The sequence below is a fragment of the Promicromonospora sp. NPDC050262 genome, assembly GCF_040655935.1.
Lineage (GTDB): Bacteria > Actinomycetota > Actinomycetes > Actinomycetales > Cellulomonadaceae > Promicromonospora.
Genome location: NZ_JBFAKX010000005.1, coordinates 206,851 through 221,938, shown reverse-complemented (window position 1 = coordinate 221,938; position 15,088 = coordinate 206,851). Strand labels below are relative to the sequence as shown.

Below are 15,088 nucleotides of genomic sequence, written 5' to 3'. Positions count from 1 at the left end.
ACACATCAGTGCGTGAGGTGTGTCTCGCAATTGAGGAGTGCGCAGGACCCTCAGGTATCTTGATATCGAGAGATCGGCACATTCCAACATCCCGGGGAGTCAGCCACACCCATGTCCAAGATCATCTATACCCACACGGACGAGGCCCCGCTTCTGGCGACGTACTCGTTCCTGCCGATCGTCTCGGCGTACGCGGCCAAGGCCGGTGTGGACGTCGAGACCCGCGACATCTCGCTCGCCGGCCGGATCATCGCCCAGTTCCCGGAGCGGCTCACGGAGGAGCAGCGCCAGGAGGACGCGCTCGCCGAGCTGGGCGAGCTGGCGAACGACCCGGCGGCCAACATCATCAAGCTGCCGAACATCTCGGCGTCGGTGCCGCAGCTCAAGGCGGCCGTCGCCGAGCTCCAGGGCCTCGGCTACGACCTGCCGGACTTCCCGGAGAGCGTCGAGACCGACGAGCAGAAGGACGCGCGCGAGCGCTACGGCCGCGTCATGGGTTCCGCCGTGAACCCGGTGCTGCGCCAGGGCAACTCGGACCGCCGCGCCCCCGCCTCGGTCAAGAACTACGCGAAGGCGCACCCGCACCGCATGGGCGCGTGGTCGGCCGACTCCAAGACCAACGTCGCGACCATGGGCCACGACGACTTCTTCTCCAACGAGAAGTCTGTGATCGTCGAGGCCGACGACACGCTGCGCATCGAGCACGTCGCGGCCGACGGCACCGTGACCGTGCTCAAGGAGTCGCTGCCGGTGCTGGCCGGGGAGGTCGTGGACGGCACGTTCCTCGACGCCGCCGCGCTGGACGCGTTCCTCGCCGAGTCGATCGAGCGGGCCAAGGCCGAGGGCGTCCTCTTCTCGGTGCACCTCAAGGCCACGATGATGAAGGTCTCCGACCCGATCATCTTCGGCCACGTGGTCAAGGCCTTCTTCAAGCCGGTCTTCGAGAAGTACGGCCAGGACCTGGCCGCCGCCGGACTGTCGGCGAACGACGGCCTGGGCGGCATCTTCGCCGGCCTCGAGTCGCTGCCGAACGGCGCCGAGATCCGCGCCGCGTTCGACGCCGCGCTGGCCGACGGCCCGAAGATGGCCATGGTGAACTCCGACAAGGGCATCACCAACCTGCACGTCCCGTCCGACGTCATCGTCGACGCCTCGATGCCCGCCATGATCCGCATCGGCGGCCACATGTGGGGGCCCGACGGCGAGGAGGCGGACACCCTCGCGGTGATCCCCGACTCCTCCTACGCCGGGATCTACCAGACCGTCATCGACGACTGCCGCGTCAACGGCGCCCTCGACCCGGCCACGATGGGCTCCGTGCCCAACGTCGGCCTCATGGCGAAGGCGGCCGAGGAGTACGGCTCGCACGACAAGACGTTCGAGATCGCGACGGACGGCACCGTCCGCGTCGTCGACGGCTCCGGCGCCGTGCTCATCGAGCACGCCGTCCACGCCGGTGACATCTGGCGCGCCTGCCAGACCAAGGACGCCTCGATCCGCGACTGGATCAAGCTGGCCGTCACGCGGGCCCGCCTGTCGGAGACGCCCGCCGTGTTCTGGCTGAACTCGCGGCGCGCGCACGACGCCAACCTGATCCGCAAGATCGAGCAGTACCTGCCGGAGCACGACACCGAGGGCCTCGAGATCCACGTCATGGACCCGGCGGAGGCCACGGCGTTCTCGCTCGCGCGCATCCGCGAGGGCCTGGACACCATCTCGGTGACCGGCAACGTGCTGCGCGACTACAACACCGACCTGTTCCCGATCCTCGAGGTCGGCACGTCGGCCAAGATGCTCTCGATCGTGCCGCTGATGAACGGCGGCGGCCTGTTCGAGACGGGCGCCGGCGGCTCCGCGCCGAAGCACGTGCAGCAGCTCGTCGAGGAGGACTACCTGCGCTGGGACTCGCTCGGTGAGTTCTTCGCGCTCGCCGCGTCCTTCGAGCACCTCGCGGTGACCGAGGGCAACGCCCGGGCCCAGGTCCTGGCCGACACCCTCGACCGGGCCACCGGCACGTTCCTCAACGAGGACCGTTCGCCGGGCCGCCGGCTGGGCACCATCGACAACCGCGGCTCGCACTTCTACCTTGCCCTGTACTGGGCGCAGGAGCTGGCCGGGCAGTCGGACGACGCCGAGCTGGCCGCCACGTTCAAGCCGCTCGCCGAGGCGCTGGCCACGAGCGAGCAGGCGATCGTGGAGGAGCTCGTCGCGGTCCAGGGCAAGCCGGCCGACATCGGCGGCTACTACCGTCCGGACGACGCCAAGGCGTCCGCGGTGATGCGCCCGAGCGCTACCTTCAACGAGGCCCTCGCGTCTCTCTGACGCTCGCCGAGAGCTGGAGGGCTGTGATGAGGGGGTGGGTGGGAGTCCGGACTCGGACTTCCACCCGCCCCCTGCTCGCGCGCTCGACGAGGATCAGGCTCGCCGTGGGCACGGTCGGGCTGGTGCTCTGCCTCGCCGCCGCATGCTCGGCCAACGCCGTGGAGGTCCGGCGCGCAGGCGGACCGGACTCGAACGGGGTCATGTCGAGCGCGATGGCTGACATGAAGCGTGGTGAGCCGATGTTCGTGGGGCTCATGAGCATCTGCGTGGCCGGGGCGGACGACGGGACGGTCACCGAGGTGCGGGCCATCGACGCCACCGGGGTGACGGTGACCTCGTTCACCGTGGTCCCGGGTGCGGCGGACGACGCGGCGGACCGTGGTTCGCTGACACGATCCGGATACGACGTGTCCCATCATGTAGTGAGCAGCCAGTGCGGCAGTGCCGGGCTCGACGGTGTCTCGACGCTCCTCGTGGAGCTGGAACGTGAGGTCGACCAGAGCCGCACGCTTGAGGGATTCGACGTGGACTGGGTAGCGGGCAGCAGAAGCGGAACGTTCTCCTACCTGTATCAGGTCTCCATCTGTGCGCCGGAGGACGACGCCTGCACCGCGTTGCAGTAGTCGGCACATCGGCCCGTGTGAACGGTTGCCGGCCAGGTAAGCCCCCGGCGGCACCCGGGTCCGCTCCACCGTGACCTTGGTCGCTCCGCCCGAAAAAGAGGCGGGGACTGTCGGTGTCTCGTCGTAGCCTCGGGAAACGATGATCGACGCACCCCGCACCCCCGAGACCACGCCCGTTCCTGAGGCGTCGCCTCGTCCTGCGCCGACGCCGCCGACCGACCCGGCCCGCCGGCTCGACTGGCGGCGGCTGCGCGGCCCGGCCGCGGTCGTGGCGCTGCTCGCGCTCACCGCGGGTGCCGTCGGCCTGGCGCTGGGCACGGTCGCGGCCGGCCGGCTGGCCGCCGACGCGACGGTGGTCGGGCTGGTCCTGCTCGCCGCGTGCGTCGTCGGCGGTGCGGTGTTCGACGGCGTCGGCCAGGTGACCTGGGCGAGCGTCGTGGACCGGGCCGAGGGCAAGCTCCGCAGCGACCTGCTCAGCGCGGCCCTGCGGCAGCCGCTTGCCACGCTCTCCGAGCAGGCGGTCGGCGAGGTGCTCGACCGGGTCGACGACGACACGCACGCCGTCGGCACCCTCGTGCGCCGCCAGCTCTGGGGCGCCGGCCGCACGGTGGTCGGCGTCGTTCCCATGTGGATCATCGCCGGTATCACCTGGTGGCCGGCCTGGCTGCTCTTCCCGGTGCTGGGCGGCATCGTCGCCCTGCTCACCCGGCCCCTGCTCGGCGAGATCGCGCGCCGCAAGGTGATCGAGGAGGCCGCCTGGACCGACCACGCCGCCGCCTTCGAGGAGGCGGTCGCCGCGCGGAACGACCTGCGCACCAGCCTCGGCCAGGCGTTCGCCGTGCGGCGCGTCGCGCAGCTCTCGGCGATCGTCCACGAGAAGTTCCGCGCGGTGGTGCGCGTCGAGGAGCGCCTGCTGCGGCGGGCCGGCCTCGTCATGTACGCGCTGCTCGCCGGCACCGCGGTCACCTGCGCGGTCGTGGCCGCCGGGGGTGGCCTGTCGGTGCAGCAGCTCGTCACGCTGTTCCTGGTCACCGCGATGTTCGTGGGGCAGATGGACAACCTGGTGCACCACCTGCCGGACATCCAGGAGGGCCTCGGCGCGGTGCTGCGCATCCGGCAGATGCTGGAGGTCGAGCCCGAGCCCGAGGGCGGTGACGACCTTCCCGAGGGGCAGCTGGGCCTCGAGCTGCGCGACCTGACCTTCGCCTACGACGAGGGCACGTTCGCCCTGACCGGCGTGGACCTCATGGTGCCCGCCGGCGAGACCGTGGCCCTCGTGGGCCGCACGGGCTCCGGCAAGTCGACGCTGGCCGCGCTGCTGTCGCGCGCGGTCGAGCCCGAGCGGGGGTCGGTGTTCCTCGGCGGCGCCGACGTGCGCGACCTGGACCTGCAGAAGCTGCGCGGCGCCGTGGGCGTGGTCACCCAGCGCACGGAGATCATCGCCGGCACGCTCGCGGAGAACATCGCGCTGTTCGCCGACGTGCCGCGCGCCGACATCGAGGCCGCGGTCCGCGAGCTCGGCCTGACCGACTGGACAGCCGGTCTGCCCGACGGTCTCGACACGCTCCTCGGCCCGGGCGGCACCACGCTGTCGGCGGGCGAGGAGCAGCTCGTCGCGTTCGCCCGGCTCCTCGTGCGGCACGTCCAGCTCGTCGTGCTCGACGAGGCGACCGCGCGGATGGACCCCTTGACGGAGGCGCGCGTCGTCGCCGCGTCCGACCGGCTGCTCAGCGGTCGTACCGGTGTGCTCATCGCGCACCGGCTCGGCACGATCGAGCGCGCCGGCCTGGTGGCGGTCCTCGATCGCGGTCGCGTGGTGCAGCAGGGCCCCCGGGCCAGGCTCGCCCGCACGCCCGGCCCGTTCCGCTTGCTGCTGGAGGCCGGCGCGAGCGACGGGTCGCTGGACGAGACGGCAGCCGAGCCCACGCCGGCCACCGCGGCCGAGGCGCGTGCCCAGACGGTCACGGCTTCCGCGGCCGTCGACCCCCGCACCGCCGCGCCCGACACCGCCGAGCCCCGCACGGCCGAGCCCGACACCGCTGAGCCCGACACCGCCGAGCCCGACGCGGTCGGCGGCCGCCGGCGGACCGGGACGCCGCCCGACCTGACCCCGCCCGGGGACGGACCGAGCCTCGCGCGCGGCGTGCTGCACGCGCTGTTCGTGCGCCCCAGGTGGGGCCTGTTCGGTGCGGTCCTGTTCCTCCTGGCGAGCCTGGTCGCGGCCCAGGGCGCGGTCAGCGGGTTCCTGTGGGGCCGCACGGTCGAGATCGTCGGTACCGGCGAGCTCCCTGTCGGCCTGCTGGTCGCGCTCGCCGTGCTGCTGCTCCTGCAGCCGCTGTTCATCTCCAGGGCGCTGGGCGTGTACCCGCGCTGGTGGGTCGAGGTGCTGCTGCGCATCCGGATGTCGGTCATGCACGGGCAGACCCGGCAGTACCGGCTGCCCGCCACGCCGCCCGGCGAGGTGGTGGCCCGGTCCATGGACGCCGACCGCTTCGTGCGGTACGCCGACCGCTGGGTCGACTTCGTCAACGGCCTCGCGATCGTGGCGGTCACGGCCCTGATCAGCGGCACCTGGACCGCCGGTGCCGTGCTGCTCGCGGTCATGGTGGTCTCCGCGGCGGCCTCGGCCATCGGCCGACCGATCGCCGGCCGCTCCGCCGCCGGGTCCTCGGCGGCCCGTGCGCGGTTCGGCCGCGCCCTCGTCTCGGCCCTGGACTCGGCGCGCACGGTGAAGCTCGCCGCCCGCACGCCCGACGTGCGCCGGCACCTCGGCGAGGTGGACTCCGGGCGGGTCAAGGCCGCGATCTTCGAGCACCGGGTGCAGGCGGTGCTCGACTCGGTGCCGCTGGTGACCCTCTACATCGGCGTCGTCGTCGCCTGGGGGTTCCTGCTGGTGGGCACCTGGGACCTGGCCACGACGCTGCTCGTCGCGAACGCCGTGACCGGCTTCGCGTGGTTCGGGGTCGTGGCGGGCGCCGTGGTCACCGAGGCGCCCGGCACCCGCGCCTGGCAGGTCGCGACCGCCCGGTTCGCCGGCGGCACCGACCTCGTCTCACGCCAGCAGGGCGTGGACCTCGTGACGGGTGTCGCGCCCGCGCCGGAGCCGACGGAGCGCGAGCCCCTCGACCGCCTGGAGCTGCGCAACCTGACCGCGGTGCACGACGACGGCACGATCGGCGTCTCCGACGTCGACCTGGAGATCCGCCGGGGCGAGCTGGTGCTGCTGCTCGGTCAGGTCGGGTCGGGCAAGTCGTCCCTGCTGTCGGCGCTGGCGGGGCTCATGGAGCACACCGGCCACGTCCGCTGGAACGGCACCGAGGTGACCGACGCCCAGGCGTTCCTGCGCCCCGGCCAGGTGGCGCACGTGGCCCAGGTGCCGCGGGTGCTGTCCGGATCGTTCTCCGACAACGTGCAGCTCGACCACGCGCGCGAGATCGACGGTCCGGTCCAGGGCGCGCGCCTGGAGCAGGACATGCGCGACGCCGGCGGTCCGCATGCCCTCGTCGGGCACCGTGGCGTGCGGCTGTCCGGCGGCCAGGTGCAGCGGCTCGCGCTCGCGCGGGCCCTGGCGGCGGACACGGAGCTGCTGCTGGCGGACGACGTCTCCAGCGCCCTGGACGCCTCGACCGAGATCGAGCTGTGGGCCGCCCTGCGGGAGCGGGGCACCACGGTGGTCGGCGCCACCTCCAAGCGCGCGGCGCTCGCCCGCGCCGACCGCGTGGTGGTGCTGGTCGACGGCGCGGTGGCCGACGTCGGCCCGTGGGCGGGCCTCGCCCCGCGCTGGAGCCACCTGGCGGGCTGACGTCGCGGGCTGATCCGGCCCGGTGAGCTCGTCGCCGGCATCCCTCGGGGTGCCGGCGATGAGTTTGCCGGGCCGTCGTCGTCGGAGGGGGAGAGCCGCAGCCCGCCAGTGAGCAGCGCGGCACCGAACGAGGAGACCCCCCATGGCGAAGATCGTGTCCAGCCTGTTCATGGCGCTCGACGGCGTCGTCGAGCCGGACAAGGGCAACTGGCACTTCCCGTACTTCAACGACGAGCTCGGCGCGGCTGTCGACAACACGCACAACACCGACGTCTTCCTGTTCGGGCGGGTCACCTACGACTCGTTCGCGGGCGCCTGGCCGGAGCGCGAGGAGGCCGGCGGCGAGGACGCCGGGTTCGCCAAGCGGCTGGGCGACATCCGCAAGATCGTCGCGTCCCGCAGCCCGCTCGACCTCACCTGGCGCAACTCCGAGCAGCTCCAGGGCGATCTGGTCGAGGCCGTCACCGCGCTGAAGAACGACCCTTCGATCCAGAAGATCGGCCTGTCCGGCTCGATCTCGGTGGTGCGCCAGCTCCTCGACGCCGGCCTGCTCGACGAGCTGCACCTGTTCGTGCACCCGGCCACGGCGGGCGGCGGCCTGCGGCTCTTCCAGGACGGCGACCCGTCCCGGCCCATGAAGCTCCTGTCGGCCACACCGTTCCGCACCGGCCTGCTGCACCTGGTCTACACGCCGGACCCGAACCCGCCGACGGGCGGCTACGAGGAGGCCGTGGGCCAGCTCCCCGACGAGTGACGGCAGGGAGCCCGCGTCAGTGCGCCGGCTCCACCCGGTGCGGCAGCACGAACACCAGCAGGAACGCCACCACGGCGAGGCTCGCGCTGGTCGCCATGGCCAGGGTCGCGCCGTGCGCGAAGACCTCGGCGACGACCTCCGGTGTCGGGCGCCCGGGCGGGAACGTCAGCGCGCCGAAGAGCACCGAGCCGACCACGGCGATCCCCGCCGCCGAGCCGATCCGCTGCATGGTGCCGATCACGCCGGACGCCGCGCCGGCCTCGTCGCGGTCCACCGTCGCGACGATGAACTGGGCGTTCGGCGCGATGAACAGGCCGCTGCCGATGCCGCCGACCAGCAGCGGCGCCGCCAGGTGCCAGTGAGTCAGGTCGCCGGTCGGAACCAGCCAGAGCACGAGCCACACCGAGACCAGGCCCGCGGCGACCATGCCCGTGCCGATCACGAGCACGGTCCGGCCCAGGCGGTGGGACAGGCGCTCGCTCTGCGACGCGCCCAGGATCGAGCCGATGGCGAACGGCACCGACACCAGGCCGGAGGCCAGCGCCGAGTGCCCCAGCCCGGACTGCCAGAAGATCGAGATGGTGAAGAAGATGCTGGTGAACGCCGCGAAGTAGACCAGCGCGAGAATCACGCCGCCGGTGAACGCGGCGTGGGAGAACAGGTGCGGCGGCACCAGCGGGCTGCCGCTGCGGGCCGCCACCCGGCGCTCCCAGAACGCGAACGCGACGAGCAGCAGCAGGCCGCCCACCAGCGACGTGAAGGTCCACCACGGCCAGCCGGCGTCCTCGCCCTCGATGAGCGGCACCAGGATCGCGACGAGCGCCACCGAGATCAGCAGCAGCCCGACGACGTCGACGCCCCGCGCGGCGCCGCCGACGACGATCCGGGGCAGCAGCGCGATCGCCGCGGCCACCGCGATCACGCCGATCGGCAGGTTGACGAAGAAGATCGAGCGCCAGCCCTCGTTCTCACCGAATGCCTCGATGAGCAGTCCGCCGATGATCGGCCCGAGCGCGGTCGAGAAGCCGATGGCCGCGCCCATCACCGCGAACGCCCTGCCGCGGGTGCGGCCGGTGAACATGAGCTGGATCAGCGCCGTGACGGCCGGGAAGAAGATGCCGCCGCACAGGCCCTGGACCACGCGCGCCACGATCAGCTCGGTGGCCCCGTTGGCCAGGCCGCACCAGAGGCTGGCGAGCGTGAACCCGGCCAGGCCCACGACGAACACCCACTTGTGGCCCACGCGGTCGCCCACCCGCCCGGCGGGGATCAGGGCCAGGCCGTAGGCCAGCGCGTATCCCGAGATGATCCAGGAGAGCGTGCCCTCCGACGCGTCCAGGGAGGTGCGGATGGTCGGCAGCGCGACGTTGACGATGGTCGTGTCCAGCAGGGCCATGGAGACGCCGAGGATGAGCACCGCGAGGGCGAGCCAGGAGCTGCGCGGGGGTGCGCCGGAGGCGTCGTCCGCGGCCGCGGGCACTGGGGAGGTGGTCACAGACAAGAGCCTAGGGTGGCGCCATGGAACTGACCTTTCGTGAAGCCGAGCGGGACGACCTCGAGCGGATCGTCGAGCTCATCGCCGACGACGCCGTCGCGGCCACCCGGACCGGCACCTACGGCGCGGCGCACGTCGCGGGATTCGAGGCCGTGAGCGCAAGCCCGGACAACGAGCTGGTCGTCGCCGAGGCCGGCGGCGAGGTGATCGGCGTCATGCAGCTGACGTTCATCCCCGGGATCTCCCGCAACGGCGCCTCCCGGCTCCTCGTCGAGGCGGTGCGGGTGGACAAGGCGCAGCGCGGCCAGGGCATCGGCCGCCGGATGATGGAGCACGCCCACGAGCGCGGCCGGGAACGCGGCTGCGTGCTGGCCCAGCTCACGTCGGACAAGCAGCGGCCCGAGGCCCACCGCTTCTACCGGAACCTCGGCTACGCGCAGTCGCACGAGGGGTTCAAGCTTCCGCTCTGACAGCGGCGGACATTTCGCGGGCCGCACGAATCGGTCACTCCGGACGCTTGCTGCAAGGTTCTGCAAGCGTTACAGTCGCGCTCGGACCACACGGGTTCCGGACGACGAAGGGGTCATCCATGTCTCGCACCGCGCGCCCGCGCTCGGCTCATCCTCGACTGGCCCGTGGGCTTGGCGCGCGGCAGCGCGCGGGGGCGGGGCTGGCCGCCGTCGCCCTGCTGGCCTCCCTCGGGCTCGCGGCCTCGACGTCGGCCGCCGCGGCCGGGGCCGTGCCGCAGGCCGCCCAGGACCGCACCGCGGCCCTCGTCGGCAGCCTCCAGGACGAGCTCGGCTGCGCCGCCGACTGGGACCCGGCCTGCGCGGACACGGAGCTGGTGGCCCAGGGCGACGGCACGTTCGTGGCGGAGTTCGCGATCCCGGCGGGCACCTACGAGTACAAGGTCGCCCTGGACGACACGTGGGACGAGTCCTACGGGCGCGACGGCGGCGCCGAGAACGCCCCGCTCCACCTCGACGGCCCGGCCCGCGTCCGCGTCTCCTACGACGACACGACCCACCGCACCGCCCTGACCCCGCTCACCCTGGCCGGGGACTACACGGAGGCGGACGACACCCTCGTCCACGACCCCGTGCGCCAGGCCGGCGGCGACGAGCGCTTCTACTTCGTGATGACCGACCGGTTCGCCAACGGCGACCCGGCCAACGACACCGGCGGCCTGGACGGCGACCGGCTCACGACCGGTTTCGACCCGACCGACAAGGGCTTCTACCAGGGCGGCGACCTCGCGGGCCTGCGGCAGAACCTCGACTACATCGAGGACCTGGGCACCACCGCCATCTGGCTCACCCCGAGCTTCCTCAACCGCCCGGTGCAGGGCTCGGGCAGCGACGTCAGCGCCGGGTACCACGGCTACTGGATCACCGACTTCACGCGGATCGACCCGCACCTGGGCACCAACGCCGAGCTCGAGGCGCTGATCGACGACGCCCACGCGCGCGGGCTCAAGGTCTACTTCGACATCATCACCAACCACACGGCCGACGTCGTCGACTACGCCGAGGGCACCTACGACTACGTGGACCAGGCCACCGCCCCGTACACGGATGCCGCCGGCAACCCGTTCGACCCCGCCGACCACGCCGGCACGGGCGACTTCCCCGCGCTCGACGCGGCCACGAGCTTCCCGTACACGCCCGTCGTCGACCCGGCCGACCAGGACGTCAAGGTCCCGGCCTGGCTCAACGACCCCACGCTGTACCACAACCGCGGCAACTCGACGTGGGAGGGCGAGTCGGTCACGTACGGCGACTTCAGCGGCCTGGACGACCTCATGACCGAGCACCCCACCGTGGTGGACGGCTTCGAGGAGATCTACAAGGCGTGGATCGACCTGGGCATCGACGGGTTCCGCATCGACACGGTCAAGCACGTGAACTTCGAGTTCTGGGAGGAGTGGTCCACCGAGATCGCCGAATACGCCCGGGACCGGGGCAAGGACGAGTTCTTCACCTTCGGCGAGGTGTACGACGCCGACGCCGCCAAGACGTCCCCGTACGTGCGCCGCACCGACATGAGCTCCGTGCTCGACTTCTCGTTCCAGTCCGCCGCCACCAGCTACGCCAGCGGCAACAGCGCGCAGCGGCTCGCGGACCTGTACGCCTCCGACGACCTCTACACCACGCCGCACAGCAGCCCGTCCGCTCTGCCGACGTTCCTCGGCAACCACGACATGGGCCGCGTCGGCTACATGCTGGCGGGCGCCGAGAACCCGCTGGAGCGCGACGAGCTGGCGCACGAACTCATGTACCTGACCCGCGGCCAGCCCGTCGTCTACTACGGCGACGAGCAGGGCTTCGCGGGCACCGGGGGCGACAAGGACGCCCGCCAGACCCTCTTCGCCACGCAGGTCGACGAGTACGCCGACCAGCCCCTGGTGACCGGCGAGCAGGCCGGCAGCGTGGACCGCTACGGCACCGACGCGCCGCTCTACGAGCACATCGCCGCCCTGGCCGACCTGCGCGAGGAGCACCCGGCCCTGGCGACCGGCGCCCAGGTCGAGCGCTACGCGGAGGACGGCGCGGGCGTCTACGCCTTCTCCCGCGTCGACCGCGAGGAGAAGGTCGAGCACCTCGTCGCCGCGAACAACGCCGCGCAGCAGCGCACGGTCACGTTCGACACGCTCACCCCGGGTGCCGCCTACGCGCCGCTCTACGGCACCGACGCGACGGTCACGGCCGACGCCGACGGCGCGGTGACGCTCACCGTCCCGGCCCGCTCCGCGGTCGTGCTGGTCGCGGACCGGACCGTGGTCGCCGACTCGGCCGGCGTCGCCGCCGTCGTCCCCGGGACGAGCGCCCGGCCGGGCGCCGCAGTGACCGGGGTGGCCCCCGTGGCGGCCGGGGTCGCCGACGCCTGGGCGGAGACCTCCTTCGCCTGGCGCGCCGTCGGCACCGACGAGTGGCACCACCTGGGCACCGCCGAGGACACCTCCCCACGCGTCTTCCACGACGTGTCGGCGAACGGCGCCGACCTGCCCGAGGGCACGCTGGTCGAGTACCGCGCGGTCACGCGGGACGCCGACGGCGACCGGTCCGCCGCCAGCTCGTACGCGTCGGTGGGCGTGGACGTCAGCGGCGTCGTCGACGACCCCACCGACCCCGACATCGACCTGGTCACCGTGCCCGGCTCGCACAACAGCGAGATGGGCTGCGCCGGCGACTGGACCCCGGACTGCGAGGCCGCGCGCCTCACGCTCGCGGACGACGGCACGTACACCGGCATGTTCGAGCTGCCTGCCGGGTCCCACGAGTTCAAGGTGGCCGTCAACGGCTCCTGGGCCGAGAACTACGGGGCCGACGGCGTGCGGGACGGCGCCAACGTCGCCTACTCCACCGGCGGCGGGCCCGTCACCTTCACCTGGGACCCGGAGACCAAGGTGCCCTCCGTCCAGGTCGGTACGCCCGGCACCCCGGGGGAGGGGCAGCAGGCCGCGCACTGGGTCGGCCAGGGCCTCGTCCTGGTCCCGGCGGACGACTTCGGTTCCGGCGACACCTGGGCGCTGGAGACGGAGGCGGCGTCCTACCCGCTGGTCCCGGCCGGCGGCACGGGCGACGTGCCCGCCGACGTGGCCGAGGACTTCCCCCACCTGGCCGGGTACCTCGCCCTGGAGGCCGAGGGCCTGAGCCGGGCCGCGGCGACGTCGGCCCTGACGGGGGCGCTGCGCCTGACCCGGCACGACGGCGAGACCCTGACCGCCGTGACCGGCGTGCAGATTCCCGGCGTGCTGGACGACCTGTTCGCGACCGACCGTACCCTCGGCGTGACGTGGAACGGCAGCAGGAACGCCTCCTTCGCGCTGTGGGCCCCCACCGCCCGCGCCGTGACGCTGCAGGCCTGGCCCGCGGGCACGGCGCTGGACGCCGCGCCGCGCACCTTCGCCATGACCCGGCAGCAGGACGGCGCCTGGACGCTCGACGGCGGTCGTACCGACCGCCGGCTCGACTGGCAGGGCACCCGGTACCGCTACGCCGTCGAGGTGTACGTGCCGAGCACCGGCCAGGTCGAGACCAACGTCGTGACCGACCCCTACTCGGTGGGCCTCACGCTCGACTCGACCCACTCGGTCGCCGTCGACCTCGACGCCGCCGCCTGGCGGCCCAAGGTGTGGCGCACCACGCCCGCGCCGCGGGTGGAGCGGGCCGTGGACCAGACGATCTACGAGCTGCACGTGCGTGACTTCTCCAGCTCCGACGAGACCGTGCCCGCCCGCCTGCGCGGCACCTACGGCGCGTTCGGGGTCAAGGGCTCGGACGGCATGAAGCACCTGCGCTCGCTGGCCGACGCCGGGCTCACGACCGTCCACCTGCTGCCCACGTTCGACATCGCGACGATCCCCGAGAACCGCGCCGACCAGGCCACCACGGGCGACCTGTCCGGCCTCGCGCCCGACGGCACGGAGCAGCAGGCCGCCGTCGCCGAGGTGCAGGGGCGCGACGCCTTCAACTGGGGCTACGACCCGTACCACTTCATGGCGCCGGAAGGTTCCTACGCGGTCGAGGCCGACGGCGGGGCACGCGTGGCCGAGTTCCGCTCCATGGTCGGCAACCTGCACGGTGCCGGGCTCCAGGTGGTGCTGGACCAGGTGTTCAACCACACGGCGGCGTCGGGCCAGGACCCGAGGTCGGTGCTGGACCGCGTGGTGCCGGGCTACTACCACCGCCAGAACGCGACCACCGGCGCCGTCGAGACGAGCACCTGCTGCCAGAACGTCGCCACCGAGCACGCCATGGCCCAGAAGCTGATGGTGGACTCCGTGGTCACCTGGGCCCGCGACTACCACGTGGACGGGTTCCGGTTCGACCTCATGGGGCACCACTCCCGCGCGAACATGGAGGCCGTGCGGGCGGGGCTCGACGGGCTCACGCTGCGGCGCGACGGGGTGGACGGCAAGAGCGTGTACCTGTACGGCGAGGGCTGGGACTTCGGCGAGGTCGCGGGCAACGCCCGGTTCGAGCAGGCCACGCAGGGCCAGCTCGGCGGCACGGGGATCGGCACGTTCAGCGACCGGCTGCGCGACGCCGTGCACGGCGGCTCGCCCGTGGACGGGTCGTCCCTGTTCACGCAGGGCTTCGGCACCGGCCTGTTCACCGACCCGAACGGCAACGAGGCCCGGCTGGAGGACCCGGCGTCGGTCAACGACGGCGGCGCCGACGAGGCGGCCGACCTGGCGCACCAGACCGACCGGGTCAAGCTCGGGCTGGCCGGCAACCTGCGCGCCTACGAGGTCACCACCTCGTCCGGGGAGCGGGTCCGGGGCGACGAGCTGGACTACCGGGGCGCGCCCGCGGGCTACGCCGACTCGCCCGAGGAGGTCGTCACGTACGTGGACGCGCACGACAACGAGACGCTGTTCGACCTGCTCGCGCTCAAGCTGCCGGCGGACACTCCGATGGCGGACCGCGTGCGGATGAACACGGTCTCGCTGGCCACGGCGGCGCTGTCGCAGTCGCCCTCGTTCTGGCACGCGGGCACCGACCTGCTGCGCTCCAAGTCCTTGGACCGCAACTCGTTCGACTCCGGCGACTGGTTCAACACGATCGACTGGTCGGGGCAGGACAACGGGTTCGGCCGGGGTCTGCCGATGGCGGCCGACAACGAGGACAAGTGGCCGTACCAGCGGCCCCTGCTCGCCGACGCGGCGCTCAAGCCGGACGCCGACGACATCGGGTTCTCCGCGGCCCAGGCGCGCGAGCTGCTGGAGCTGCGGCACTCGACCGAGCTGTTCCGCCTGGGCTCGGCCGAGCTGATCCAGCAGAAGGTGACGTTCCCCGGTTCCGGGCCGGACGCCGTGCCCGGCGTGATCACCATGTCGGTCGACGACCGCGCGGGCCGGACCGACGTCGACCGGAAGCTGGACGGCGTGCTGGTGGTGTTCAACGCGTCGCCGGACGAGGCGGCCGTCGCGGTGCCCGAGCTGGCGGGGCGGGACTACGCGCTGTCCCGCGTCCAGGCGCGGGGTGCGGACCCGGTGGTGCGGGCGACCGGCTGGGACGCCGCGACGGGCACCGTCACGGTGCCGCCCCGCACGGTGGCGGTCCTGACGGACCCCCGGGGCCGCTGAC

At 72.8% G+C, this 15,088-nt stretch carries 7 protein-coding genes; 6 read left to right on the top strand and 1 reads right to left on the bottom strand.

Translation table 11 applies throughout. From position 1 onward, the window contains the following. Nucleotides 1-111: 111 nt before the first annotated feature. From AB0I29_RS10325 to AB0I29_RS10310, 4 genes are all read left to right on the top strand, one after another. Nucleotides 112-2,322, top strand: coding sequence for an NADP-dependent isocitrate dehydrogenase (locus AB0I29_RS10325; protein WP_357481203.1), 2,211 nt, complete (start codon nt 112-114; stop codon nt 2,320-2,322). 104 nt (nt 2,323-2,426) lie between these two features. After that, the gene (locus AB0I29_RS10320; protein ID WP_357481200.1) at nt 2,427-2,945 is read left to right on the top strand and encodes a hypothetical protein; all 519 of its coding nucleotides are present in this window, start codon (nt 2,427-2,429) and stop codon (nt 2,943-2,945) included. A 139-nt stretch (nt 2,946-3,084) separates the two neighbouring features. Further along, nucleotides 3,085-6,747 carry an ABC transporter ATP-binding protein gene (locus AB0I29_RS10315; protein WP_357481197.1) on the top strand — a complete coding sequence of 1,221 codons (3,663 nt, stop codon included), beginning with the start codon at nt 3,085-3,087 and terminating at the stop codon, nt 6,745-6,747. Between the two features lie 142 nt (nt 6,748-6,889). Next, nucleotides 6,890-7,501 (top strand): dihydrofolate reductase family protein, encoded by a 612-nt coding sequence (locus AB0I29_RS10310; protein WP_357481193.1) that lies wholly within the window; start codon nt 6,890-6,892, stop codon nt 7,499-7,501. Between the two features lie 16 nt (nt 7,502-7,517). Here AB0I29_RS10310 and AB0I29_RS10305 read toward each other — a convergent pair whose 3' ends face one another. After that, nucleotides 7,518-8,996 (bottom strand): MFS transporter, encoded by a 1,479-nt coding sequence (locus AB0I29_RS10305; protein WP_357481191.1) that lies wholly within the window; start codon nt 8,994-8,996, stop codon nt 7,518-7,520. Nucleotides 8,997-9,019: 23 nt separating this feature from the next. On the opposite strand from AB0I29_RS10305, the gene AB0I29_RS10300 reads away from it, so the two are divergent. Continuing rightward, nucleotides 9,020-9,466: a GNAT family N-acetyltransferase gene (locus AB0I29_RS10300; RefSeq protein ID WP_357481188.1), complete on the top strand. Its 447-nt coding sequence runs from the start codon at nt 9,020-9,022 to the stop codon at nt 9,464-9,466. 119 nt (nt 9,467-9,585) lie between these two features. Beyond that, nucleotides 9,586-15,087: a pullulanase-type alpha-1,6-glucosidase gene (pulA, locus tag AB0I29_RS10295; RefSeq protein ID WP_357481185.1), complete on the top strand. Its 5,502-nt coding sequence runs from the start codon at nt 9,586-9,588 to the stop codon at nt 15,085-15,087. Nucleotide 15,088: the final 1 nt, after the last annotated feature.

Bases quoted from the DNA above. Each gene is read 5' to 3' on its own strand.
- AB0I29_RS10325 (WP_357481203.1), top strand. From the start codon at position 112: ATGTCCAAGATCATCTATACCCACACGGACGAGGCCCCGCTTCTGGCG.
- AB0I29_RS10315 (WP_357481197.1), top strand. From the start codon at position 3,085: ATGATCGACGCACCCCGCACCCCCGAGACCACGCCCGTTCCTGAGGCG.
- AB0I29_RS10300 (WP_357481188.1), top strand. From the start codon at position 9,020: ATGGAACTGACCTTTCGTGAAGCCGAGCGGGACGACCTCGAGCGGATC.
- AB0I29_RS10310 (WP_357481193.1), top strand. From the start codon at position 6,890: ATGGCGAAGATCGTGTCCAGCCTGTTCATGGCGCTCGACGGCGTCGTC.
- pulA (WP_357481185.1), top strand. From the start codon at position 9,586: ATGTCTCGCACCGCGCGCCCGCGCTCGGCTCATCCTCGACTGGCCCGT.